Consider the following 23,114-nt stretch of genomic DNA (forward strand, 5'->3'; position numbering starts at 1 on the left):
GCTGACACACCGCCTTCGCGGGCAAGCCCGCTTCTACAGGAAGACAGGCGGTTTCGGCCTTCAGGAGGTTGTTTTTGCGGCCTGCACAGCCAGGGTCAGTTGGCGTACCAGCCGCGCCAACTCGTCTTTTTCTTCATCGATGATGGCCTGGCGACGCTCCAGATAAAGGTCCGAGCGTCGGTCCGACTCTTCCCGATTCAACCTCTCGATCTTATGGCGCGTCGTGGCGCTGATCGTTGCAAAGGGCTCGGGTAAATGGCGGGCCATGAACTCGATCCAGAACGGCTCGGTCATCAGCGCGTTGATTGCCGCATCGCTGGCCTTTAGCCGTTGCAGCTTCTGGCGTGCGCGACGTATGTCCTGTGGTTTCACCCATCGCTCTGCTGAGTACAGCATCTCCTCAGGCCCGATCGGCAAGTTGAATTCCTCGGCCAGGGCGATGCGCAGGTGTAGTTTGACTTCCACATCGTCCGGTTCTTTTCCGGCGGCACGCAGCGCCAATATGTGCTCGTCGGCGAATTGATCCAGCTCACGCAAGAAAAACACGCGGTTGGCCAAATCCATCAAATCACGACTGGCTTGCAGCGTGGCGGGCTGCACCTTGGCGATGTGGCGCAGGTGGGTGATTTCCATGTCGATGAACGTCAGCAACGCACCGTCGCCGCAGGTGCCGGCCAAATAGGTGTTAAGGAAGACTTCGTTACGCAACTGCGTGGAGTTGCCCATCGCCTCCAGCAGCTTCCAGACCCTTTCAGTCAAGGCGGGGCGTGCCGATGTATTGCTGTAGGCATACGCCTGGGTCAAATCCCGCAGTACCCGGAACGCATCATCCGGGCTGGGCTCTTCGATAGACAGCAATTGGTCCCACAGGGTGCGGCGCTGCACATGTTGCTCAACCGGTACGCCACTCAGCCAATTGGCAAAGTCTGCTTCGCGGGGCGGTTGGTGGGTGATGCCTGGCAGAGGGCCACCCAGGGCGGCGGTACGGTTGGCGTGCGCTCCGATGCGGGCGAGGGTCTCGGCATCCAGTGGGTTGTCATGCAACTGGATATCCAGGTTCACCTGAACTCTGCGTCCGGGCTGGAACAGCGTGTTCGGCAAGGTCGTCAGGCGGTTTTCCTGGAGTAACAGGCGGTTCAGGACGGGCCTGTCGTCGGCTCCCAAGGGCCACTGGTCGATCTGGGTATTGCGCAGGTTAAGGATGCGCAACTGGTCCATGGCGCTGACATCCGGTGCCAGGCCCAGAGGGTTGTCGTTCAGGTTCAATTCGCGCAGCGAGGTCATTTGCGCCAGGCGTTGGCGTGCGTCTGCGTCCAGGGTGATGTGGTTGCCGCCCAGGTTGAGTACTTCCAGATGGCGCATCTCGGTTATTTGCGTTGGTAACTCGCTGAGCAGGCAGTCGATGTTCAGTTGACGCAGGTTGGCAAAGCGGCTGAGGAAGGCATTGCCGGTCGCCGGGAATGTATTGCCCGAGATGTGCAGGTCTTCGATGTGTTCAAAGCCTCGAGTGCCGAGGATGAAATCAGCATCGGGCAGATTGTTGTCTTCCAATTGCAGATGTAAGAAATGGCGTTCGAAGAAATCATAGCTGCGCGATCTAGGGGTTTCATGGCGCCAGGCTTGGCGGATATGCTGGGCCAGGTAGCGCCGCCGCCCCAGGTTCAACCCCATAGGATCGGTGGCCGGGTCGTCGATGGGCTGCAGGGTTTCGGCCCAGCGCGTCAGGCCGTGGTCCAGGGTGGCGTATTCGGCTTCGCGGCGCTCCAGTTCCAGCAGGGTGGCGGGGGCCGACAAGTCCAGTGATTCGATCAATAGCTCGGCCTGTTCCACGCTGAAGCTGGGATAGAGTTTTTGTACCTTACGCACCAGGTCCGCAGTCCTCGGGCCACGGAACGGCCAGAGGTTTTGCAGTGAAAGTGGATAGGCCACGAATGAGCTGTCCACCTTCATCGGCGGTTGCAACCATGGCGGTATCGCGGGCAGGTCGAGCAACCGCTTGATCGCCACGCGTTGGTTCAGCGCCAGGTCTGCAACGCGTGATTGCAGTGTGGCCAGGTCGAACCGATCGGCCATGCCCAACGCTGTACATTCGCTGGGTGACAGCAGCAGGACAATGGCGCTCAGCAGGTCGCCAGTGCTGTCGGTTGGATCGTTGAGTGTGCGGCCTTGCGGGTCGAGGGCACGATAACGGCCACCCACCCGGATGAGGGCGCGGCGGTCGGTGCCGGTGAGGTGCCCGCCACTTTCCAGCAGGCGCCCGGTGTCGGTGTCCTCGTGGATGTCCAGGCGCAACTGTGCAGGCCAGCCGTTGAGTGACTTGAGCATATGCAAGGTGATGGTGTCGCTGTCGGGGTTCATCAGAGTGGTCAGGTACAGGCCCTCGTAGGCGCGGTTCAAGCGCAGGTCGTGGGCGGTCAGGCGCGCCTGTTCAGCCAGGCGCAGGCCGACCTGGTTTTTGTCCTGCAGTTGGCGTTGCTCCTTGATCGTGGCCTGGCCGAGGATGGCTCGGACGGCGCTCACAGGCAGTTGCGGATGATGCTGTTTCAGGCGCGTTTCCAGCAGCGTGCCAGGCTGCTCGCTTTGCGCGTAGAACTGCTCGAACAGTTGGGCTCTTTCGCGATAGGCGTATTCGGCGATGCGTTTGGCCAGCTTGAACTGGCGCTCTTCGACGGTGGCGGGTAGCTCCCCCAACAGTGCTTGAACCAAGGTGTCGTTGAGCGCCGCATCGTAAATCGGCGTGGTGCCACGCGCATTGCCTTGGGATACACGAATGATTTGCACGGGGGCCTTGACCTTGGCGGGGTACTGGACCAGCACCTGATTGCGTTTATCCACCACTTGCAACGCATGGCTGTCGGGCCAGCCAGGCAGTAAACTCAACAGCATCAACTGCAGGGTAGGCCGGGCGTTATGGCGGGCCGATGCGGTGGTCATCGCCTGGATGAAATGCAAAATCTGCCGCTCGATGCCTACGCGCTTGGTGGTGTCCTCCAGCAGCGGCGGAGGCGGCAGGCCAGCACTGTGCACCTCGCGCAGGGCTCGGGCCGGCGTGTCGGTAATGGCGAGTATGCGCGCCGAGGTGGGCTGGTCGACATGGGCGTTTTCAGGCCCGAGACGATAGAGCAAACGGTGATCATCCCAGCTCATCGGGTCTTCGCTCGCCAAGCGCCAGGCGCCGTGCCGGTTATGTTCGAGCAGCGGGGTATCGACCCCCACTTTCTGGGGGTGCTTGAGTCGCCATTTGAGCCGTTGTTCGTCAAACGTGATCGGATACAACGAGCCGTAGAGGCTGATCAGTTGTTGATCCTGCCACGCATAGATGCCCTCGGCATTGGCCTGGAGTTCAGCCGGCAACACCAGAGATTGTTCGTATTGACCCAGGGAGCCGTTGAGCAGGCTGACATAGCCTTCGGGGCTGCGTTGCGCGCTCATCAGGTCCCCCAGGGTTTTACGCAAGCCCTTGGCGTCGGTGTCGGCATTCATGCCCAGGCGGGTGCGTTCATGGGGTTGCAACACCGAACCGATTGCCAGGTAGAAACTGTCGATGGCCGGCGACACCGCAATGGAGCCGGCATTGCGCATGTCGTACGCCTCGTAGCGGCCCTCGCCGTAATGCAGCAGCTCCACGGTGGTGTCGTCCGGGCTGCTGGAGACATAGCGATTGGGCGGCGTGCCATTGACCATTTCGGTCACTACGAAGTGGCGGTTGAACCACTTGCGCAGCAGGCTTGAGGCGAACTCCCTGGCCCATTGATCGTTGTCCGGGTTGAACGGGCGTGGGTGGTACAGGCCGTCGATGGCGGCGTCGATGCGCAAGGCAGTGCGGTGTTGTTCCAGCAGTTGCCGGGTCGCGGTGGGCAGGCTGGCGTCGTGCAGGAAACGTGTTTGTTGCGATGGGGTGAGCGGTTGGTGTTCCAGCAGTTGCGCAACGTTGGCCGGGGTGAGCGGTGGGTACAGCTCATGGAGTTTGCGCAGCAGCGGCGTGACGATTACCAACGGCTGCGCCACCTTGATAGGTAGCAAGTCGCGCGCCGCTTGGCCCACTGGCACTTCATGCCTGGCATAGCCGGCATAACGAGTCAGGGCCTGGAACAGGTCCAGGCGTCGTGTCTGGACCAGGGCGCTGATCTGCACGCGCAGGCGCGCAGTGCGCTGGGCGGTAGTCAAATGCGGGCTGCCAGCTTTGCCCAGTACGGAGCCCGGTGGTTGCTGGCGCAGGATCAGTCCAAGCAGTTGCTCATCGGTATCAGGGCGCCCATCGAGGCCGGTGTAAGTGCCATCGTCACGGCGCTTGAGGCTGATGAGTGTGGTCGCCGGGGCGTGCTGTTCAATGGCGCCGTAGGTTTCGCTCAACGAGCCGTCGGCAGTGTGCACGTTGATCAATGCGCCGGTCGGCCATTCCGGCAATTGGGTCAGCAGGCACAACACCGCGCCGTCGGCGTGGGGCGGCATGTGTCCGCGGCGATGGAACTGCGTGATGAGCTGCTCGATCACCCGGTCGGCTTGCAACCGGCGCACCCCTTCGACGAGGTTGACCGGCGTGGCTTGGCCCTGCCAGATGGCATCCAGGGTGCTGCGCGTGGTGGCTGTGCTGCGCAGCAAAGTCTCCATGGCTTGAGCGGGCACGGCGGTCGAGCCGTTGGGCAACATGCGTTCGGCCAACTGTACGTTGCTCAGGGTGTGTGCGTTGTTCAAGTCCAGCGTCCACGCGCCCAAGTGTGGGTCGTACACGATGGGCGGTGCGAAGCCGCCGCGATGATCATTCTTGAGTACGAAGCGCATGAGGCTGCTGTCGTAGCCAACCTCCACCACATGTTTTTGCTCGGTGTGCCGCAGCCATGCGTAGTGTTTTTCCCGCAGCGAATAGATGCCTTGGGTGTTGGCTACCTGGCCGTCGAGTAGGTGCTGATCGAGGATTGCATAGGGGCTGATATCCGGTTTCCACAGCGTGTGAGTGCCATCGCTGCGTATCACTTTGCGCGGGTTGCCCAGATGGTCGAGCAGTGCGTTCATGCGCCGGCGATGAATGCTGCCGGCGGTGGAAGTCAGCAGGCCGTTGACTGCCAGGTCGGCGACATCCCCCATGGCCGCGGCAAAGTTGGCGGCCTCACCCTTGAGCGCTTCGTTCACGCCTTGGATGATGCTGTGGCCCAGGCTACCGAACACTGCCACCTGCATGATCCTGGTCATGCCGGTCACGCCTCCCGGCACGGGGGTAAGCAATAGCTCCAGGACTTCGGCGGCAATGGCTGCGGCGCCATCAATCACAGCTTGCACGTCCCGGTCTGCGCGGCTTTGAGCCAGTGTCGCCAGGTTGGCCTGGAACTGCTGAACCAGCGAACCGGTCAAGGTGTTTACCAGCGAAGCGTGGCGTGAGCGCTTGGGCAATGCACTGAAGCGCAGGTCGCTCAGGGTGCTTTCCGGGAACAGGTAATGGAGGCTGTCGTACAGGAAAGAAGCGGCGGCAGACAAGCCTGGCGGGCGCTGTTCCTCGTGGAGCAGGCGCTTGAATTCGTTGAGTTCAACCAGCGGTAACTGGCGAGCAAACCATCCCAGGTCGTGCTTGCGATGACTGTCTTTGAGTTGCGCCACAAACTGCGCATTGGCGCTGCTCGCATCGGGGTGATAACGCAGGGCTCCCTCGGGGCGGAAGGGGAAATAGGAAACCACCCCCAGGCTGCCCACGGGAATCAGCAACAGCGGCAGCGGCACAGCGGTGGCGGGTGGTGCAAGGGTCACCTCTGGAAATATGCCTGAGGGTTTGCTCATCGCCATTCGTTCGATTGAGGGATAGGGCTCGTCGCTGTCGATGGCCTGGGTCAGCGTCTGGTAAAGGGCCAGGGTCAGGCCGCTGCTGCTGCGGTTTCGATACGCCTCAAGGGCCTCGAAACGCAGGCAGGCGCGTGCGCTGGTGCGCAGCAAGGTGTACAGGCTGCCACCGCTGCCCAGTTGCGCGGTGAGCACGCCTTGCAGTTCGCCTCCCAGGTCCAGCTCGCGGGTGATCTGGACGAAGGTTTCGACAGTCAGGCTTGGGTCGTCATTGCCGGAAAGGTAGGTGGCATCGACGAAGGTATGCCCGGAGGTCTGAGGCGTCTGGGTGGCGTAGCCGAAGTTCAGGCAGGCGGCCTCCCACAGGGACATTGTCGATAGATGAGGACGGTATTTCCATTCGTCATAGGCGCGGCGAAAGCGCCCCTGGCGCTGATCGTTGACGTTACTGCTGCGTGGTTCCCACGGCAGGGGCGGGGTGACCGGCTCCAAGTAGCGGGTGTGCAGCAAGACCTTTTCCGGGTCCTGGCCGCCGAGCTTTTCGCGCAGGCGTGCCAGGCCCTGAGTCTTGAAGGTATTGATCAACGCGGTGTTTGCGTTGTCAACCGCCGTCAATGCGGCGTGCGCCTCGCGTTGCAGCCTTAGGTACGTTCGTTGTTGTTCCGGGGTGAGGCTGGCCAGGCTTTGAGTGACGGTCTGGCGGATCATCTCCAGGGCTTGTTGCCGGTTCCAGGACTCGCTGTCTTGCAGGTTGCCGGATAAGCCGTTGAGGCGTAACTGAGTGGGCATGGCGCCATTTCCTTTGACTGTAGGGTGCAAAGGCAAATGGAACCATCCCGGTGTCCGGCGGCGTCGCTAACTATGTAGTCGCGACGACGGCGCGGTTGGCGTAGCGTTGGTCCAGGCGCTTGTTCATGTCCAGCCAGGCGGCCAATACGCCCATCAACACAGCACCGGCCAAGGCGGTGGATAACTTGATCGCCACGCTGTCGCCCCCCATGGCATTGAGCATGTCGGCCAGTGGCGCCAGCACCACGCCCAGGCAAAACACTTCCAGGGAGTAACGCCCCATCCGCGCCAGTTGCAGGGCCAGCCACTGCTTTGTCCAGCCGACGTCGGGGAGCAATTTAGCGGTCACGTAGGCCAGGGCCAGGAAGTGCAGCAGGCGCACCGGCGACAGGTCGGTTTTACTGATGGGGTACAGCCATCCGCCAATGACGCGTGGCATCCAGGCGTCATGCACCTCGGGCCAGCGCCACGACAGGGTGATCACACAGGTCACCAACACGTAGAGCGCAGCGGCCACAAACAAGGGTTGGCGCAGCAACGGCCGCGCTTCGGCCGGGCTGGGTGAGCGCAACGCGGCTGCGCCGCCGAGGATGAACAAGCATTGCCAGGTGATGGGGTTGAAGTACCACACCCCGCCGTTGCTCGCGGGCAAATTCCAGCCCTGCCAGGGCGCCAGCAGGTACACCGCCACCGAGATCGCCACCATCACGTTGGGCACATACACCAGCAGCGGCAGGGTGAGCGGCAGGCTCAGAATCAGCACGATGTACAAGGGCAACGGGTCGGTGAGGTTGGGCTTGAAGCGCAGCAGCAGTTCATCCTGCAAGGCCTGCTGGGTATTGGTGAGGAAATATTCCAGGCCCATCTCCTGCACCAGGTCGCGGGTCTCGATATGGCTGTTGGCGAAAATCACGATGCCCATCAACAGCGCCAACAGGAAAATATGCGCCACGTAGAGCGTCCACACCCGACGCAGGATTTTCAGGCAGGCGAAGAGATAGCCATCGCGCTGCAGAATCTTGCCGTAAGCCAGCACGGCTGCGTAGCCGGCCAGAAACACGAAGATTTCTGCGGCGTCACTGAACCCGAAGTTCTGCACGGTGACATTGGCCAAGGGGTTGTGGGGCACGTGATCCCAGAAAATGAAGATCAACGCCAGGCCCCGAAAAAAATCGATGCGCGGGTCGCGTCCGTTCAGCATGGCAGCGGGCTCTTGAACAAGTAGTTGAATGACGATAGGTGCGCGCGGGCGTCGCCGCACGTCGGGCGGGCGCAGGTTGGCGGTATTTGTAAGCAATTGCAAAGGCTGGGTATTGCTGAATGTCTCAATTGGGCTTGGGGTACCTGTCAAGGTTGACAGTAGACGGCGTTTGGCAGCCGTGGCTTGCTTGGCGTAGCCGCACAGGACTGAAGCATGACTCGACTCTGGAAAGGATTCTCCAGCTACACGCTGATTGGTATCGCCAATACGGTGATCCATTGGCAGCTGTTTTTCATGTTCCGGACAGGGTTTGAGTTGAATCAGGCGCTGAGTAATTTGCTGGCGTTCTGTTTGGCAGCGTCGTTCTCGTTTTACATCAATGCCCTCTTTACGTTTGATAGCCCCGTTTCCTTGGGCCGCTACTTGCTGTTCATGACCTGCATGGGCGGCTTGAGCCTGGCTGTGGGATGGTTGGGCGACCATCTGCGTATGCCAGGGATTGTCACCGTGCTGGTGTTTTCGCTGGTCAGCCTGGTGTGCGGTTTTTTGCTGTCGCACTGTGTGGTGTTTCGCGAGCGTGGATAATGAAAATCTCGCTGGTGGTGCCACTGTTCAACGAGGAACAAACGGTGCGCGTTTTACTGCGCACGCAATGGGCCACGCCCGCATAAACTCGCCGCTGACTGGCCAGGCTCATATGTTTTGAGGCGGTAGTCTTCAAGTCGCTTCGCTATTTCTCGCCTGTAAACAAACAATCGACAACCGCTCGGCAGCCCAGTTGGGCAACGCCGGTGGGACAGACTGCCCCGCAATAGGCAACCGGCGCGTATCGCTCACCTCGAAATGCGCCTGGTTGGTAGTCGTCGAATCCGGCCCCACGAAGACGGTAAAACCGCCGGCCTCGACCTTCGGCGAGAAATGCTCGTCGAGTAAGGCAAAGTCCTGTTGGCCCAGGGAAAAGCTCACGCTGCGGCTTTCGCCCGGTGCTAAATGAATTTTGCGAAAACCCCGTAATCGGCGCACTGGTCGAGTGACGCTGGCAACATCATCGCGCAGGTACAACTGGACGATTTCATCACCGGCGCGTTTGCCCGTATTGGTGACGGTGACTTCAACCTCCAGCGTCTGGGTGGAGGTCAGTCGAGGGCTACTCAGGCGAGGAGAGGAGTAGACGAACGAGGTGTAGCTCAGGCCGAAGCCAAATGGATACAGGGGGGGCCAGGGCACATCAATGTAGGCGGATGCGTAACTGCCATCACCGCTGGGTGGGCGGCCGGTATTTTTATGCGCGTAGTAAATCGGTATCTGGCCCACATGACGTGGGAACGTCATTGGCAGCTTGCCGCTGGGGTTTACGTCACCAAAGAGCACATCGGCCACGGCATTCCCGGTCTCGCTGCCCAGGAACCAGGTTTCGAGTAAGGCGGGCGCTTGTTGGACTGACTCATCGAGCACCAGCGGGCGGCCGTTCATCAGGACGATGACCAGCGGCTTTCCTGTGTTCAGTAGTGTGCTTAGCAGCGCATTCTGCCCACCCGGCAGGCCAAGTTCGGCGCGACTATGGGCTTCGCCGCTCTGTTCTGCGGTTTCCCCGAGCACGGCGATGAGCAGGTCGCTTTCACGCGCAGTACGTTCGACCTGCTTGATATCTTGGATATGCGGGCTGCTGGGCGAGGCGCCGGGCAGGTAAACAATCTCGGTGCCAGGTGCGACAGCATTGCGCAGACCTTGCAGCACAGTGACGGACTCTTCGGCGCGTCCGGCCCCGGCCCATGGGCCGATCGTGGCGCTGGCGTCCGAGGCGAGGCTGCCGACAACCAAGACCTTGCCCGGCTGTTTGGAAAGCGGCAGCAATGTGCCGCTGTTTTTCAGTAAGACGATGGATTTCTGCGCCGCTTCTCGAGCCAGGGCGCGGTGTTGGGGCGTGAGCTGGCTGGCCCGCTCGCGGGCTTCGTCGCTGTACCGATAGGGGTCATCGAACAGCCCCAGGCGTTGCTTAGCCGTGAGTACGCGACGCACGGCGTCGTCCACAGTTTTGCGCGATACCTGACCGTTGCGCACCAGCGTCGGCAGGTGTTGGCGATAGGATTGACTGGCCATCTCGATATCCACCCCGGCAGTGAACGCCAGCCGTGCGGTGTCGGCCGCCGTGGCGGCAATGCCTTGTGGGCCTAATTCCCAGACAGCATTGAAATCACTGACCAGCAAGCCGGTAAACCCCCATTGTTTGCGCAACAGACCGGTCAGCAGGGCGGTATGGCGGTGCATGGGAATGCCGGCCACCTCGTTGAAGGACGGCATGATTGCATCGACGCCGGCTGCGACGGCGGCCTGGAAGGGAGGTAAGTACACTTCTCTCAAGGTACGTTCCGACAGGTCGGCAACGTTATAGTCTCGACCGCCTTCGGCAGCGCCGTAGGCCACGAAATGTTTTGCCGTCGCGAGCATCGACGAGACGTCAGGGGCACCTGCGCCCTGAAAGCCATGCACGAGGGCAGCGGCCAGGGCAGAACCCAGAAACGGATCTTCACCTGCGCCTTCCACCACGCGTCCCCAACGCGGGTCACGGGTAACGTCGACCATGGGCGCAAAGGTCCAATGCACGCCACTGGCGGTGGCTTCTACGGCTGCCGCGCGTGCGGTTCGTTGTGCCAGGTCCGGGTCCCACGCTGAGGCTTGCGCCAAGGGCACTGGAAACACCGTCCGAAAACCATGCAACACGTCATAGGCGAATAACAAGGGAATATGCAGGCGAGAGCCGTTGACTACCTGTTCTTGCAACTGGCGGGTCTGTTGCGCGGTACTCGCCCCCAGTACCGACCCCACCAGGGTGACGGGCATCTGTGTTTGCGTGCCTTGATCAATGACGGGGCCGGTGGGCGTAGTCTGGATGCCAAGTTGGCTGAGCTGACCAATTTTTTCTTCAAGGGTCATTTGCGCCAGCAAGCGTTCAACCGGATCGTCCTGGGCTAGCGCCAGTAGCGGGAGGCAGGCGAGCAGCAATGAAGCAAAATGTAGAGGCATGGTTCACCCGTCCATGGGTAGGGTTGATGCCTTCAAGTGTTTTGCATCAGAGCAAAATCATCTACTGTCAGAATTGACAGTGCGCGCCCGTTTCAGACAGGCGGGGTATTCTCAGAAAGCCTCCATCAGCAAGACCCTGCACGGTTTGGCCTGATACACATTGATCTGCGGTACCAAACGGGTGAAGTGCTCGGTCTGGCAATGCGCATCCAGCGCTGCCTGATCGGGCCACTTTTCGATAAAGACGAAGTGCCCAGGGTCTTTTTGATCGACAAACAAATCGTAGGCGATGCACAGCGGTTCCTGGCGGGTTTTTTCCACCAGTTCGGCGTACCACGGGCGCACGGTTTCCAGATGTTCGGGCTTGATAAAATCTTCAGCGATGACTTTCAACATGCTAGGTGTCCTTCAGGCCGCTGCGATTTCATGGGGCTCAAAACTATCCGCCCGCGCCATCTGCCACATCCGCGAATAAAACTCGCCGTTCACTTCCCCAGTGAGCAACTCGCCGGGCTTCAAGAACACATGCAGCTGTGAAAACAGCTTGATCTCAGTCGCCGACATGCGCCGTACCAAGTGCTTGGCCGACAATTGCGATGGATGCTCCAGCCCTGCGGCGGCGAGCATTTCTGCCAGGGCGTGCAGCGTGTTGCGGTGGAAGTTGAACACGCGCTGGGCCTTGTCCGGCACCACCAGGGCGCGTTGACGCAGCGGGTCTTGAGTCGCCACGCCGGTCGGGCATCTGTTGGTGTGGCATGACTGAGACTGAATGCAGCCGATGGCGAACATGAAACCACGTGCCGAGTTGGCCCAGTCGGCGCCGATGGCCAGGACGCTGGCGATGTCGAAGGCGCTGACGATCTTGCCGCTGGCGCCGAGCTTGATCTTGTCGCGCAGGTTCAGGCCCACCAGGGTGTTGTGCACGAACAGCAGGCCCTCGCGCAGCGGCACGCCGATGTGGTCGGTGAACTCCACCGGCGCGGCGCCGGTGCCGCCTTCCTTGCCGTCGACCACGATAAAGTCCGGCAGGATGCCGGTTTCGAGCATGGCCTTGGCAATGCCCATGAATTCCCACGGGTGGCCTAAGCAGAACTTGAAGCCCACCGGTTTGCCGCCGGACAGTTCACGCAACTGGGCGATGAACTGCATCAGCTCGATCGGCGTGGAAAACGCGCTGTGACGCGACGGCGAGATGCAGTCTTCACCCATCATGATGCCGCGAGTTTCGGCGATTTCCTGGGTGACCTTGTGCTTGGGCAGAATTCCGCCATGGCCGGGCTTGGCGCCTTGGCTCATCTTGATTTCGATCATGCGCACTTGCGGGTTCTGGGCCTGCACGGCGAAGCGTTCGGGGTCGAAACGGCCGTCGCTGGTGCGGCAACCGAAGTAACCGCTGCCCAGTTCCCAGGTGAGGTCGCCGCCGTTTTCCCGATGGTAGGGGCTGATGCTGCCTTCACCGGTGTCGTGGGCAAAGTTGCCGAGCTTGGCGCCGTGGTTGAGTGCGCGGATCGCGTTGGCGCTCAATGAGCCAAAGCTCATCGCCGAGATATTGAACACCGACGCCGAGTACGGCTGCGTGCACTGCGGGCCGCCGACCATCACGCGAAAGCTGCTGGGGTCGCTCAGTGGCGCAGGGCGCATGGAATGGCCGATAAATTCGAAGCCCGACTGGTACACGTCGATCAGGGTGCCGAAGGGTTTGTCGGCGGTTTCGTTCTTGGCGCGCGAATACACCAGCGAGCGCTGGGCGCGGGAGAAGGGCAGGGCGTCGCTGTCGGACTCCAGCAGGTACTGGCGGATTTCCGGGCGGATGGTTTCTACCAGGTAACGGATATTGCCCAGGATCGGATAGTTGCGGCGCACCGCATGAGGGCTTTGCAGCAGGTCGACAATGCCGATCAGGCTGAGTACACCGGTGACTAGCGTGATAGGCCACAGCCATTCGTGTTCGATAAAGGGGAGGCTGGCGAGGGTGAAAATGACACACACAGCGAAGAAGGCGTAGCGGCTTAACAAGGACAGGCTCATACGGTTTCCTTGGGTTCGGACTCTTCAGGTCGATCACCCATTCTGCACCTGTCGATAAAGCACGGACAAGGATTGATCGCCCTGTCGCTTTTTTGTACTTCGGCGTCTTTGTACAGACAAAAATATCTATCAGCTTGATAGAGGAACTTATTACGCCCCCGTCACCATTCATTGGGCGTCTGGTTATGACCGGGCAATGGAAAGTAAGGACACTTTTATCAAGACGGAATTTATAACGGCAAGAGTGAGTAACTTACCTATGACGGCATCGATAACGACAGCGAATATTTTTTCCAATGTCTGGAGTTCTGCGCCTTCCAGTGACGACGGGGGTAAAAGCCAGTTAACCGGCTCGCAGCGCGAGCAGATCGCCCAAGAACATAAAAGAATGGAGGGTATTGAGAAACCTGAGCAGGATGTGAGTCGAAAGCCGGAGTTGGCTACTGGCCGTCCACCAGGTGATAACCGTACCGCCGAGCAAATTATCAACGACAACCCGATCCTCAAAAACCTCGGTCATCAGAAAGATATCAATCGCCCATTGGCTTATAAGCTTCTGGGCGATTGGACGAGCAATAACAAAGACCCGCAGGCACGAGCGGACGCCGCCTTCAACGCGGCGCGGGTACTTAACTATATCGATACGTCCTTATCGGCTGACGGCAAACACCGAGGCAAGGCCCATGGCAATGGCGATCTTGAAGGCATTACCCGTAGCGGCGATGCCCGGCACGGTACGCCGGCTGGTATGTGGAAAGACTTTACGGAGCAGGGTTATTCAGCCTTGCGTGAGCATCACCGTCTGGATAGTACCAGCGACACCCATGTAAAGGCGGATGGCACCAACAAAGATAATCTGCAGTGGGCTTCCGGCGAAGCTGGAAAGAGAACCTGGTTTATTCCTGGGCTCAGCAATATTCTTCTGGGCATCGGCGATGCAGACCAGGGGTTGGTCGGGGCCCTCAAGGGGGCGAAGGATGGTTTTGACAAAACCCGGGCCGATGGTTTTGATCAGGCGCTCGAGAGTGCTGCGCAGGGGGATATCTGGGGCGTCTTAAAAGGGTATGCCAGTGCTGTGAAAAAAAATGAGGCCACGCCAGAGCTGGTCAAGACAGTGTTGAATAAGGCGGGCAGCTAAGATCGGAGGGGAGACAGGTTTGGTTCTTGGAAAGGGATTTCCAGCAAGCCCCATAAGGCCATAAATATCTATAGAAGATCTCGGCCCGTCAGGTAGGCATGAGTAGGCTGCCCCGCCTTCGCGAGCAAGCCCGCTCCCACAGTTTGATCGCGGAGCGTGACGCAATACCTAGGGGCATAGATCGGCGCAATCTATTCTTATTGCAATAGGTTCTCGTTTGGTTGTTTGATTTTGTGTTACTGTATAACAAATCAACTGCGCCCAAACGCCCCGGAGGCCTCATGAAAGCTGGTATCCACCCCGACTACCGCACCGTGCTGTTCCACGACACTGCCGCCGACGTGTTCTTCCTCATCGGTTCCACCGCCGACAGTGATCGCACCCATAAACACAGCGACGGCAACACCTATCCCTACATACCGCTGGACGTCTCCAGCGCCTCGCACCCGGTCTACACCGGCCAGCAGCGCAAGACCCAGGCCGAAGGTCGGATTGCCGGGTTCAACAAGCGTTTTGCATCGTTTGGGTCGAGCCCGAAAAAAGCTGACGCATGAGCATGATCCGGCGGCGTGTCCTACGCCGCCGTCTGCCGAATCGGCAGTACCACCCGAAACTTCGTACCCTTGCCCAGCTCGCTGCTGACGCTGATATCGCCGCGGTGTTTTTTGACGATCCCGTAGGACAACGACAACCCCAACCCCGTACCTTCGCCCACCGGCTTGGTGGTAAAGAACGGGTCGAAGATTTTCTGCACGGTCTCGGGGGCAATCCCACAGCCGTTGTCTGCGACTTCCAGCCAGACGTTTTCGCCTTCCACTCCGTTGCTGATGGTAATGGTGCCGCGCTCAGGGCCCATGGCTTGTGCGGCGTTGATCACCAGGTTCATCACCACCTGATTGAGCTGGGAGGCCAGGCATTCGATTTCCGGCAGCGACGCGTAGTGCTTGACCACATCGGCCTTGTACTTGAGTTCGCTGGCGACGATGTTCAGCGTCGAATCGATGCCTTGCTGCAGGTTGGCAAATTGCCAGGTCTGGTCGTTATCCACCCGTGAGAAGTTCTTCAGGTCTTTGACGATCTGCACCACACGGCCGATACCGTCCTTGGATTCGCGGATCAGGATCGGAATGTCGTCCTTGAGAAAATCCAGGTCCAGCTCGTTGCGCAATGCCGTGAGCGGTTCGCGATGTTCTGGCGCCCCGATGTGCGCTTCGCTGTGCTGGTAGGCATCGAGCATCTGTTGCAGCTGCTTGAAGTAGCTGTCGAGGGTGCTGAGGTTGGAGGAAATAAAGCCCACCGGGTTGTTGATCTCATGGGCGACGCCGGCCGCAAGTTGCCCCAGCGAGGCGAGTTTTTCCGACTGCACCAGTTGGCTTTCCAGGTGCTTGCGCTCTTCAATTTCCAGTTGCAGCGCTTGGGTGCGTTCTTCCACCAACCGCTCCAGCTGCGAGGTTTGCAGGGAAGCGCGGCGGGCCATGTCCCATTTGTTGGCCAGGGTGTTGGCCATTTGCTGGACTTCGATGTTGTCGAAGGGTTTTTTCAGGATCAGCAGGCGGTCGTGGGCGTGCAGGCGAAACAACAGGTCATCCCAGGAATAGTCCGAGTAGGCGGTACACACCACCACTTGCAGGTCGGGGGCGACTTTCCACAGTTCTTCAATGGTCTTGGCGCCGTCCCAACCCTGGGGCATGCGCATGTCAACGAAGGCCAACGCATAGGGGCGCTGTTGCGCCATGGCGCTGGTCAGCAAGCCCAGGCCTTCCTCGCCGCCGTAAGCGCCGTGCAGCTCGAATGCCTGGGCTTGAGGTTTGGCGGCGTCGCCAAACAGTGCCGACTCCATCTCATCCAGCGCTTCGGTTGAGGCTTCGTCGGGCATCAGGATCTTGCGAAAATCCTCATGAATGGACGGTGTGTCATCGATCAGCAGGATGCGCCGGTTGGGAGGTTGGTTCATGAGCTGCTTCCGGCAAGGGTCAAGGGGATGGTCAAGGTGAAGACGGCGCCAAGGCCCGGCCCGTCGCTGTGGGCGCTGAGCTGGCCGTTCATTTCCACGGCGGCCAGGGCGCAGCTGTGCAGGCCGAAGCCGTGGCCTTCCTTGCGGGTGGTAAAACCGTGGGTGAAGATGCGTGCCATGTTCTCGGGCGGTATGCCTTCGCCATCGTCCTTCACACTGATCTTCAGGGTCTCGTCGCCTACCGATTCCACCGCCAGGGTGATTTGCCGTGGCCGCTCAGACAGTTTGTCCATGGCGTATTTGGCATTGCTGATCAGGTTGACCATGATCAGCAGCAGCCGGTGCTTGTCCGCCAAAATCTCCGGCACCGGGGCGTACGCCTTCACAACAGTGACATGGTGACGGCTCAGCGCGCCGGCGTTCATGCGCAGGGCGTCGTCCATCAAGGCGCTGATATTGACCGGCTCCAGCAAGGTAGACGCACCCGCATAGGATTGCTGGGTCGAGACGATGTCCTTGATGTGGTCCACACTTTTGCTCAACTGCGCCAGCTCATCGCTCATGCCTTGCTGTTCGACAGCAATCGCTTCGACCAACTGGTTCAGATAGCCCGGCAGCAACTTGCCCTTTTCATCCTCGGTAAGGAAGGTGCCCAGGTCGCCCTGATGGGCGTTGATCAACTGCATGGCCTTGCCCAGGCCGAGCGCCTTGCTGGCGCGCAACTTGCGTCTGACCAGATCGGCGGAGATATTCACACTGTTGAGCACGTTACCGACGTTGTGCAACACGTTGGTGGCGATCTCTGCCATGCCGGCCTGGCGGGCGCTGTCCATCAGCTCGCTCTGGGCATCCTTGAGCTGTTGCGTGCGCCGCTCCACGCGTTGCTCCAGGGTTTCGTTGGCGGCCTGCAACGCGCGGTTGACGCGGTTTATCTCGGCGAAGCTGCGCAACAGGCGCACCGCCAGGTAGAGCAGCAGCACCACAAGCAAGGTCGAGAAGATCAGCAGGTAGCGATGGTATTGATGGTCGATGAGGTCTGTGGCTTGCTGGTCCTGATTGAGGTGGGTGGTCAAGTCATCGAGGTGTTCGGCCACCGGCACGGCGGCAATCCGCTCCAGCAGGCTGTTGACCAGTGGCTGTTCGCGCAGGATCAGCGAAATATGATTGCTGAGGATCTCCACCGGTGCCTGGAACTCACTGGGCAGGCTTTGTTGGTTGATGGCCAGTTTGCCCAGGCCCACCAGGATATCGGCGGCACGTTCGTCGCTGGTGACCTGGGCAAACTCCAGGCTGCTGAGCAGCAGGTCGTAAGTGTCGGTGGCCACGCTTTGCAGCTGCAGCCGGCCTTCGTCGGTCATGCTGTTGAATTGGGCCTGGATGTCGTCTTCGGCCGTCGGCAAAAAAGCCAATGAGTTACGCAGCACTGCGTTGTGGGATTTGAACTGGTCGACCAACCGGGCTTTTTCCTCGATGGCCCTCAGATACGCCGCATGGCTGGCTTGCCAACCGGGCAGGTCGGCTGCGCTGTGGTAGGTGTCGCGACTTTCCAGTTCAGCCCCGATGCGGGTCATTTCGGTCAGCGGTGTGACCAGTGGGTCGTAGTTGTGGGTGATCGCGATCCTGGCCTTGAGTACTTCGCTGTCCCACTGGGCATTGAGCTGCTGGAGTTGGCGGATCAAGTCGCGCGACTGGGTATAAGTGGCCGTCTGGTCGCGTGAAGACTTGAGGTACAAAAATACCAGGGTGGAGGCCAGTAACAGGGTGATGAGGCCTAGCAGGATCTGGCTGATACGTCGGCGTGACAAGCGTCTCATAGCGGTTTGCCCGCCCATTCGCCGGTCAGGGTCTTGAGAAACTGGATAATCAGGTCCTTGTCTTCCTGGGACGGGTTGCGCCCCAACTGGTACTTGAACATCACGTCAACCGCCTCCTCAAGCGTCCTGGCCGAGGCGTCGTGGAAGTACGGCGCCGTGACGGCCACATTGCGCAGGCTGGGCACCTTGAATACATGGCGGTCCTCTTCATCCTGGGTCAGCAGGTAGCGCCCCAGGTCCGATTCCAGCGGGTTGCCGCGGGCCTTGAAGTAGTCGCCCATCACACCGAACTTCTGGAACATATTGCCGCCAATGTTCACGCCCTGGTGACAGGCGATGCAGCCGTAATCCTTGAAGCGTTGGTAGCCGTATTTTTCCTGGCGGGTCAGGATATCGGTGTTGCCCAGCACGTATTGGTCAAACCGCGAGTTGGGTGTCAGCAGCGTGCGCTCGTAGGTGGCCAGGGCATTTTGCACATTGGAAGCGGTGACGCCATCGGGATAGGCCTGTTCGAACGCGTTCTGGTAGGCGGGCAGGGCAGACAGGTTGCGCACCACGGTTTTCCAGTCGCTGCCCATTTCCACCGGGCTGATCACCACCTGCTCGACCTGGGCCTCCAACGTGTCCACCCGACCGTTCCAGAACTGTTTGAAATTAAGGCTGGCGTTGAACACAGAAGGGGTATTGATCTGCACCGGCTTGCCGTCAAAGCCAATGGAGAACGGCTTGTTGTCGGCGCCGCCGCTGGTCAGTGGGTGACAGCTGGCGCAGGACAAGGTGTTGTTGACCGACAAGCGCGGCTCATTGAACAGCTGGCGACCCAGCTCAACCTTGGCCGGGTCCAGTACTGGAACCGTCGGCAAGGGCTTGAGCGCTTCGTTCAGTGGCGCGGCTGCGAGCGATGTAGTGCACAGGCATAACGCGAACATCAGGCCAGAACGGTGGTTTACGACGTTGCTCAAGCGAGCACTCCTTGCAGGCCCAGGGCTATTTATTTTATTGATCGGGCATCAGTGTCGCGCTATCCGTTTGCAGCAACTGCACGAAATCTTTCGAAGGCAGCGCCTTGCTGAACAGAAAACCCTGGCCCTCCTCACACTGCTGGGCTTTGAGGAAATTCAGTTGGTCGACGGTTTCCACGCCTTCGGCAATGATGTTCAGTTCCAGGCTCTTGCCCATGCCGATGATAGCGCTGATCAGTTGTTCGTCCTGGCTATTGATGCGCAGGCCGCGCACGAAGGATTGATCGATCTTCAGCACGTCGATGGGAAAGCGCCGCAGGTAGCTGAGGCTGGAGTAGCCAGTGCCGAAATCGTCCAGGGCCAGGCGGATGCCCATGGCCTTGATCTTTTGCAGGGTTTCCACGGTTTCGTCGACGTTCTGCATCAGCACGCTTTCGGTGATTTCCAGTTCCAGTTGGGTGGGCGGCAGGCCGGTGTTCTTAAGGATGGCGGCCAGGTTGTCGACGAAGTCCCGTTGGCGAAAGTCGATCGCCGAGATGTTCACCGACATGCGCAGGGGCGCCAGGCCCATCTCGCGCCAGGCTTGGGCCTGTGTACAGGCTTGGCGCAGTACCCACTGAGTCAGGCGTACGATCAGGCCGCTGTCTTCGGCGACCGGAATGAACTCCGCCGGGCTGACCCAACCCGACTGCGGTCGAAACCAGCGTGTCAGCGCTTCCGCACCGACGATGCGCCCGGTCTCCAGCGCCAGCTTGGGCTGGTAATGCAGCACAAACTCATCGCGGTCCAGCGCCTGGCGGATCGCGCTTTCCAGGTTTTGCTGGTGCTGGGCGCGCAGGTTCATGTCTTCGGTGTAAAAGCTGAGATCCCCCGGGCCGCGTTCTTTGCTGGTGCGCATCGCGGTTTCAGCGTGCTTGAGCAAACCCACGGCATTGTCGCTGTCATCGGGGTAAATACTGATGCCCAGGCTGGCGCTCACACTCAGGTCATGCCCCGCGACATGGCGAGTCGCGCTGACGGCATTGAGTACCTTTTGCGCAATGTGCTGGGTTTGCTGGGGATGCTGGATATCGTTGAGCAGCACCACGAACTCGTCGGAGCCGTAACGAAACACCGAATCCGACGCCCGCACCGCCGCCACCAGGCTCAGGCTCACCTGCGCCAGCACCTCGTCGCCTGCCGGATAGCCCAGGGCGTTGTTGATGCGCTTGAAGCGGTCGAGCCCCAGAAACATCACCGCCAGTTGCGTGTCGTGCCTGCGGGCCAAGGCGATCGCCTGGGTCAGGCGGTCGCCCAGCAACGTGCTGTTGGGCAACTCCGTCAGGGCGTCGTATTGCAATAAGTGCGAGACCTTGAGCAGCTCCTGCACGCGTTCCTCGATGGTGCGCTCCAGGCTGATCACCTTGAGGGCCGCGCCCTGGGCCAGTTGCCATTTCCAGGTCAGGGCGCTGGCCATCTGGCGGATTTCCAGGTGGTCGAAGGGCTTTTTCAGGATCAGCAGTTGGTCGTTGTATTTCAGGCGCGCTTCGATGGCCTCGAAGGAATAGTCGGAATAGGCCGTGCAAAGCGCGATTTGCAGGCTGGGGTCCGCCTCCCACAACTGTTCGATGGTGTGCAGGCCGTCCCAGCCAGGGGGCATGCGCATGTCGATAAACACCATGGCGTAGGGCGAGTGGGCGTCGAGGGCTTTCTTGACCAGTGCCAAGGCTTCCTGGCCCTGGTAGGCGGAGTCCAGGTCAAACGCCTGGCGCACCGGTGCGGTGGTGCCGAACAGGGCGGACTCCAGGGTATCGAGGGAGGGCTCGCCATGCTCGTCGGCACAGAGGATCTTGCGAAAATCCTGGTGGATCGAAGCCGTGTCATCCACGATCAGGATGCGCCGGTTGGCCCGGCCCGATTCCGTCCTCATGGCGCACTCGGCACGTGCAAAAGGCTTGATGGCATGATAATTCCTTCCCTGGTTCTACAACTGAACGGGGCGCGAGCATGCAGTGCAGCATAGTTGAGTTCCCTTGATATCGACGGCCAGTTGGCGTCAAATCAATCGCGCTTTGTATTGTGCGGATTCTATTTAGCTTAACTTCGTTTAATTTGAAGGCAGAGTCGCCATGGATGAACAACTCGCTACGAAGTCCGCTGTTTTGCTGGTCGACGATGAAGAGTCGATCCTTAACAGCCTGCGCCGCCTGTTGCGCGGCCAGCCCTATGACGTGGTACTGGCCACCAGCGGCGCCCAGGCGCTGGAGATCATGGCGACCCGGCCTATCGATCTGGTGATGAGCGATGCGCGCATGCCCGGCATGGACGGCGCCACGCTGCTGGCCGAGGTCCACCGCCTGTATCCCGCCACCAGCCGCATCCTGCTCACCGGCTACGCCGACCTGACCACCATCATCAAGGCGATCAACGACGGGCAGATCCACCGCTACATCAGCAAACCCTGGAACGACGAGGAGTTGCAACTGGTGTTGCAGCAAACCCTCGAGCACCAACGGCTTGAACGCCTGGCCCGAGACCAGACCGAACAGCTCAAGCTGCTCAACGCCACCCTGGAAAAACGTGTGGCGGCGCGTACCGCCGAGTTGCAACAAACCGCCGACATGCTCGACCTGGCCTACGACGAGCTCAAGCGCAGCTACGTGACCGGCACCGAAGTATTCTCGCTGCTGGCCAACCTGCGCTTGCCCAAGGACAAACAGACCAACCGTGCGTTGATCGAGTTGATCCGCGTGTATTGCGCCGCCCAGTCCATGGACGAATCCAGCACCCGTGACCTGACCATGGCCGCCGCGTTGTACAACATCGGCAAGTTGAGCTGGACCGACAGCATGATGGTTGCACCGTCAGACAAACTGCATAGCACCGACCGTGGCTTGTACCGTGAGTATCCGGGGCAGAGCGAGTCGTTGCTGATGACCCTGGAGCCGATGAAGGATGCGGCGCGGATCATTCGTCATCACCAGGAACGTTGGGACGGCACGGGGTTTCCCGACCACCTCAAGGGCGATACCATCCCGCCCGGTTCACGGCTGCTGAAGCTGGCGGTGGACTTTATCGAATTGCAGAAAGGCTTGATCCTGGAGCGACACCTCAACAGCGACGAAGCGCTGTTGTATATCCGCAAGTACGCCGGGCGCCTGTATGACCCGGCGTTGGTGGAAGATTTTGTGCAGGCCTGCGCCACCTTCCTCAGCGACGTGACCCTGGGCGACCCCACGGTCAAAGTCCTCACGACCCGTGAGCTTGAGGCCGGCATGGTGTTGGCCCGTAACCTCAATGCCGATAACGGCATGCTGCTGCTCAATGCTGGCAAGGTGCTTAACTTGCCGCTGGTGGACAAATTGATCGCGTTCGAAGCGATGGAAGGCGCCAAGTACAGCGTATTTATCAAACAGCCCGAAGAGACCTCGATTCTTTCATGAATGATTCAACCATCCGCATCGCCGCCGCCATCCTCATTGACCAAGCCGGCCAGACCCTGCTGGTGCGCAAGCGCGGCACCCAGGCGTTCATGCAACCTGGCGGCAAGATCGACGCAGGCGAACAACCCGTCCAGGCGCTGGCCCGTGAGCTGTATGAAGAGCTGAACCTGCACATCAAGGTCGAGGACGCCACGTACCTCGGCCAATTCTCGGCGCCTGCCGCCAACGAACCGGGCTTCACCGTGCAGGCCGAGCTGTTCCAGGTGCAGATCGACGTTGCGGTCACGCCAGCGGCGGAAATTGAAGAAATCCGCTGGATCGACCCCACGGGCGATGGCGGCCTGCAATTGGCGCCGCTGACCCGCGATACGATCCTGCCGCTCTACCGCGCGTCGCTGATCGACGCATGATCATTCGCCCGCTGGAGGCTCCCGACGCACCCGTATACCGGGCGTTGATGCTACAGGCGTATGGCGCTTATCCCCAGGCGTTCACCTCCAGCGTGGCCGAACGTGCCTTGATGCCCTTGAGCTGGTGGGAAAAGCGCCTCGGCAGCCCGCTGGACCGGCTGTTTGGCGCCTTCGACGGCGATCAGTTGGCGGGTATTGTCGGCCTTGCATTTGAGCCACGGGAGAAGGCCCGGCACAAGGTGACCTTGTTCGGCATGTACGTGACCGAGGCTTATCAACAGCAGGGGCTTGGGCGGCAACTGGTGCAAGCCGCACTGGAAGAAGCCCGTCGCCACCCGCGCCTCAAATTGATCCAACTGACCGTCACCGCCGGCAATGACGCCGCCTTTGCGCTCTACCAGCGCTGCGGTTTCATTCAGTACGGCCTGGAGCCATTGGCTGTGCGGGTAGGCGTGGAGTACTTCGACAAGATCCACATGTGGCGCGAACTGCAGGTGGACTGTGGGAGCTGGCTTGCCTGCGATAGCATCACCACGGTGTAACTGAAACACCGCGGTGCAAGCATCGCGGGCAAGCCCAGCTCCCACGCTAGCCCGCACACTC

Annotated in this window: 15 protein-coding genes; 6 read left to right on the top strand and 9 right to left on the bottom strand. The window is 60.2% G+C overall.

From position 1 onward, the window contains the following. Window positions 1-60: 60 nt before the first annotated feature. Together QK296_RS18490 and QK296_RS18495 are read right to left on the bottom strand one after the other, a co-directional pair. Window positions 61-6,558: an NEL-type E3 ubiquitin ligase domain-containing protein gene (locus QK296_RS18490; RefSeq protein WP_282391159.1), complete on the bottom strand. Its 6,498-nt coding sequence runs from the start codon at window positions 6,556-6,558 to the stop codon at window positions 61-63. 70 nt (window positions 6,559-6,628) lie between these two features. Then, window positions 6,629-7,759, bottom strand: a complete 1,131-nt coding sequence (locus tag QK296_RS18495) for an OpgC domain-containing protein (protein ID WP_120248720.1) — start codon at window positions 7,757-7,759, stop codon at window positions 6,629-6,631. A gap of 213 nt (window positions 7,760-7,972) precedes the next feature. Here QK296_RS18495 and QK296_RS18500 point away from each other — a divergent pair, with 213 nt between their 5' ends. Further along, window positions 7,973-8,344, top strand: coding sequence for a GtrA family protein (locus tag QK296_RS18500; protein WP_282391160.1), 372 nt, complete (start codon window positions 7,973-7,975; stop codon window positions 8,342-8,344). A gap of 132 nt (window positions 8,345-8,476) precedes the next feature. Here the strand turns inward: QK296_RS18500 and bglX are convergent, their stop codons facing one another. The 3 genes from bglX to QK296_RS18515 form a co-directional block, all read right to left on the bottom strand. After that, window positions 8,477-10,783 carry a beta-glucosidase BglX gene (bglX, locus tag QK296_RS18505; protein WP_034134323.1) on the bottom strand — a complete coding sequence of 769 codons (2,307 nt, stop codon included), beginning with the start codon at window positions 10,781-10,783 and terminating at the stop codon, window positions 8,477-8,479. A gap of 111 nt (window positions 10,784-10,894) precedes the next feature. Then, the gene (locus QK296_RS18510; protein ID WP_282391161.1) at window positions 10,895-11,179 is read right to left on the bottom strand and encodes a putative quinol monooxygenase; all 285 of its coding nucleotides are present in this window, start codon (window positions 11,177-11,179) and stop codon (window positions 10,895-10,897) included. Window positions 11,180-11,191: 12 nt separating this feature from the next. Next, window positions 11,192-12,811, bottom strand: coding sequence for an FMN-binding glutamate synthase family protein (locus QK296_RS18515; RefSeq protein ID WP_282391162.1), 1,620 nt, complete (start codon window positions 12,809-12,811; stop codon window positions 11,192-11,194). 196 nt (window positions 12,812-13,007) lie between these two features. Between QK296_RS18515 and QK296_RS18520 the strand changes: the two genes are divergently transcribed. Both QK296_RS18520 and QK296_RS18525 read left to right on the top strand, forming a co-directional pair. After that, window positions 13,008-13,949, top strand: a complete 942-nt coding sequence (locus tag QK296_RS18520) for a hypothetical protein (protein ID WP_222938870.1) — start codon at window positions 13,008-13,010, stop codon at window positions 13,947-13,949. A gap of 281 nt (window positions 13,950-14,230) precedes the next feature. Next, entirely contained in the window at window positions 14,231-14,503 is a 273-nt protein-coding gene (locus QK296_RS18525; protein ID WP_014717108.1) for a type B 50S ribosomal protein L31, read from the top strand. A gap of 20 nt (window positions 14,504-14,523) precedes the next feature. Here QK296_RS18525 and QK296_RS18530 read toward each other — a convergent pair whose 3' ends face one another. From QK296_RS18530 to QK296_RS18545, 4 genes are all read right to left on the bottom strand, one after another. Continuing rightward, on the bottom strand, window positions 14,524-15,903 hold the full coding sequence (locus QK296_RS18530; RefSeq protein ID WP_034134319.1) for an ATP-binding protein: 1,380 nt from the start codon (window positions 15,901-15,903) through the stop codon (window positions 14,524-14,526). Then, window positions 15,900-17,717, bottom strand: coding sequence for a DAHL domain-containing protein (locus QK296_RS18535; protein ID WP_057711007.1), 1,818 nt, complete (start codon window positions 17,715-17,717; stop codon window positions 15,900-15,902). Before QK296_RS18535 ends, QK296_RS18530 begins: the two co-directional genes overlap by 4 nt. Continuing rightward, a complete protein-coding gene (locus QK296_RS18540; protein ID WP_282391167.1) occupies window positions 17,714-18,646 on the bottom strand; it encodes a cytochrome c peroxidase in 933 nt (310 codons plus the stop codon). The genes QK296_RS18535 and QK296_RS18540 overlap by 4 nt, the downstream gene beginning before the upstream one ends. A 67-nt stretch (window positions 18,647-18,713) precedes the next feature. Then, the gene (locus QK296_RS18545) at window positions 18,714-20,588 is read right to left on the bottom strand and encodes a GGDEF and EAL domain-containing protein (protein ID WP_282391163.1); all 1,875 of its coding nucleotides are present in this window, start codon (window positions 20,586-20,588) and stop codon (window positions 18,714-18,716) included. Window positions 20,589-20,787: 199 nt separating this feature from the next. Here QK296_RS18545 and QK296_RS18550 point away from each other — a divergent pair, with 199 nt between their 5' ends. From QK296_RS18550 to QK296_RS18560, 3 genes are read left to right on the top strand one after another with little or no spacing between them, the layout of a single operon-like run. Beyond that, window positions 20,788-22,101 (top strand): HD domain-containing phosphohydrolase, encoded by a 1,314-nt coding sequence (locus tag QK296_RS18550; protein ID WP_282391164.1) that lies wholly within the window; start codon window positions 20,788-20,790, stop codon window positions 22,099-22,101. Then, window positions 22,098-22,511: an NUDIX domain-containing protein gene (locus QK296_RS18555; protein WP_003188920.1), complete on the top strand. Its 414-nt coding sequence runs from the start codon at window positions 22,098-22,100 to the stop codon at window positions 22,509-22,511. Before QK296_RS18550 ends, QK296_RS18555 begins: the two co-directional genes overlap by 4 nt. Continuing rightward, complete coding sequence (locus tag QK296_RS18560; protein ID WP_003188921.1) at window positions 22,508-23,053, top strand: GNAT family N-acetyltransferase; 546 nt, start codon at window positions 22,508-22,510, stop codon at window positions 23,051-23,053. Before QK296_RS18555 ends, QK296_RS18560 begins: the two co-directional genes overlap by 4 nt. The last annotated feature ends 61 nt before the right edge of the window (window positions 23,054-23,114 follow it).

It is taken from the genome of Pseudomonas sp. AL10 (assembly GCF_029960685.1).
Lineage (GTDB): Bacteria > Pseudomonadota > Gammaproteobacteria > Pseudomonadales > Pseudomonadaceae > Aquipseudomonas > Aquipseudomonas lactis.

Bases quoted from the DNA above. Each gene is read 5' to 3' on its own strand.
- QK296_RS18490 (WP_282391159.1), bottom strand. From the start codon at position 6,558: ATGCCCACTCAGTTACGCCTCAACGGCTTATCCGGCAACCTGCAAGAC.
- QK296_RS18495 (WP_120248720.1), bottom strand. From the start codon at position 7,759: ATGCTGAACGGACGCGACCCGCGCATCGATTTTTTTCGGGGCCTGGCG.
- QK296_RS18500 (WP_282391160.1), top strand. From the start codon at position 7,973: ATGACTCGACTCTGGAAAGGATTCTCCAGCTACACGCTGATTGGTATC.
- QK296_RS18540 (WP_282391167.1), bottom strand. From the start codon at position 18,646: ATGTTCGCGTTATGCCTGTGCACTACATCGCTCGCAGCCGCGCCACTG.
- QK296_RS18525 (WP_014717108.1), top strand. From the start codon at position 14,231: ATGAAAGCTGGTATCCACCCCGACTACCGCACCGTGCTGTTCCACGAC.
- QK296_RS18550 (WP_282391164.1), top strand. From the start codon at position 20,788: ATGGATGAACAACTCGCTACGAAGTCCGCTGTTTTGCTGGTCGACGAT.
- QK296_RS18530 (WP_034134319.1), bottom strand. From the start codon at position 15,903: ATGAACCAACCTCCCAACCGGCGCATCCTGCTGATCGATGACACACCG.
- bglX (WP_034134323.1), bottom strand. From the start codon at position 10,783: ATGCCTCTACATTTTGCTTCATTGCTGCTCGCCTGCCTCCCGCTACTG.
- QK296_RS18560 (WP_003188921.1), top strand. From the start codon at position 22,508: ATGATCATTCGCCCGCTGGAGGCTCCCGACGCACCCGTATACCGGGCG.
- QK296_RS18555 (WP_003188920.1), top strand. From the start codon at position 22,098: ATGAATGATTCAACCATCCGCATCGCCGCCGCCATCCTCATTGACCAA.
- QK296_RS18520 (WP_222938870.1), top strand. From the start codon at position 13,008: ATGGAAAGTAAGGACACTTTTATCAAGACGGAATTTATAACGGCAAGA.
- QK296_RS18510 (WP_282391161.1), bottom strand. From the start codon at position 11,179: ATGTTGAAAGTCATCGCTGAAGATTTTATCAAGCCCGAACATCTGGAA.
- QK296_RS18545 (WP_282391163.1), bottom strand. From the start codon at position 20,588: ATGAGGACGGAATCGGGCCGGGCCAACCGGCGCATCCTGATCGTGGAT.
- QK296_RS18515 (WP_282391162.1), bottom strand. From the start codon at position 12,811: ATGAGCCTGTCCTTGTTAAGCCGCTACGCCTTCTTCGCTGTGTGTGTC.
- QK296_RS18535 (WP_057711007.1), bottom strand. From the start codon at position 17,717: ATGAGACGCTTGTCACGCCGACGTATCAGCCAGATCCTGCTAGGCCTC.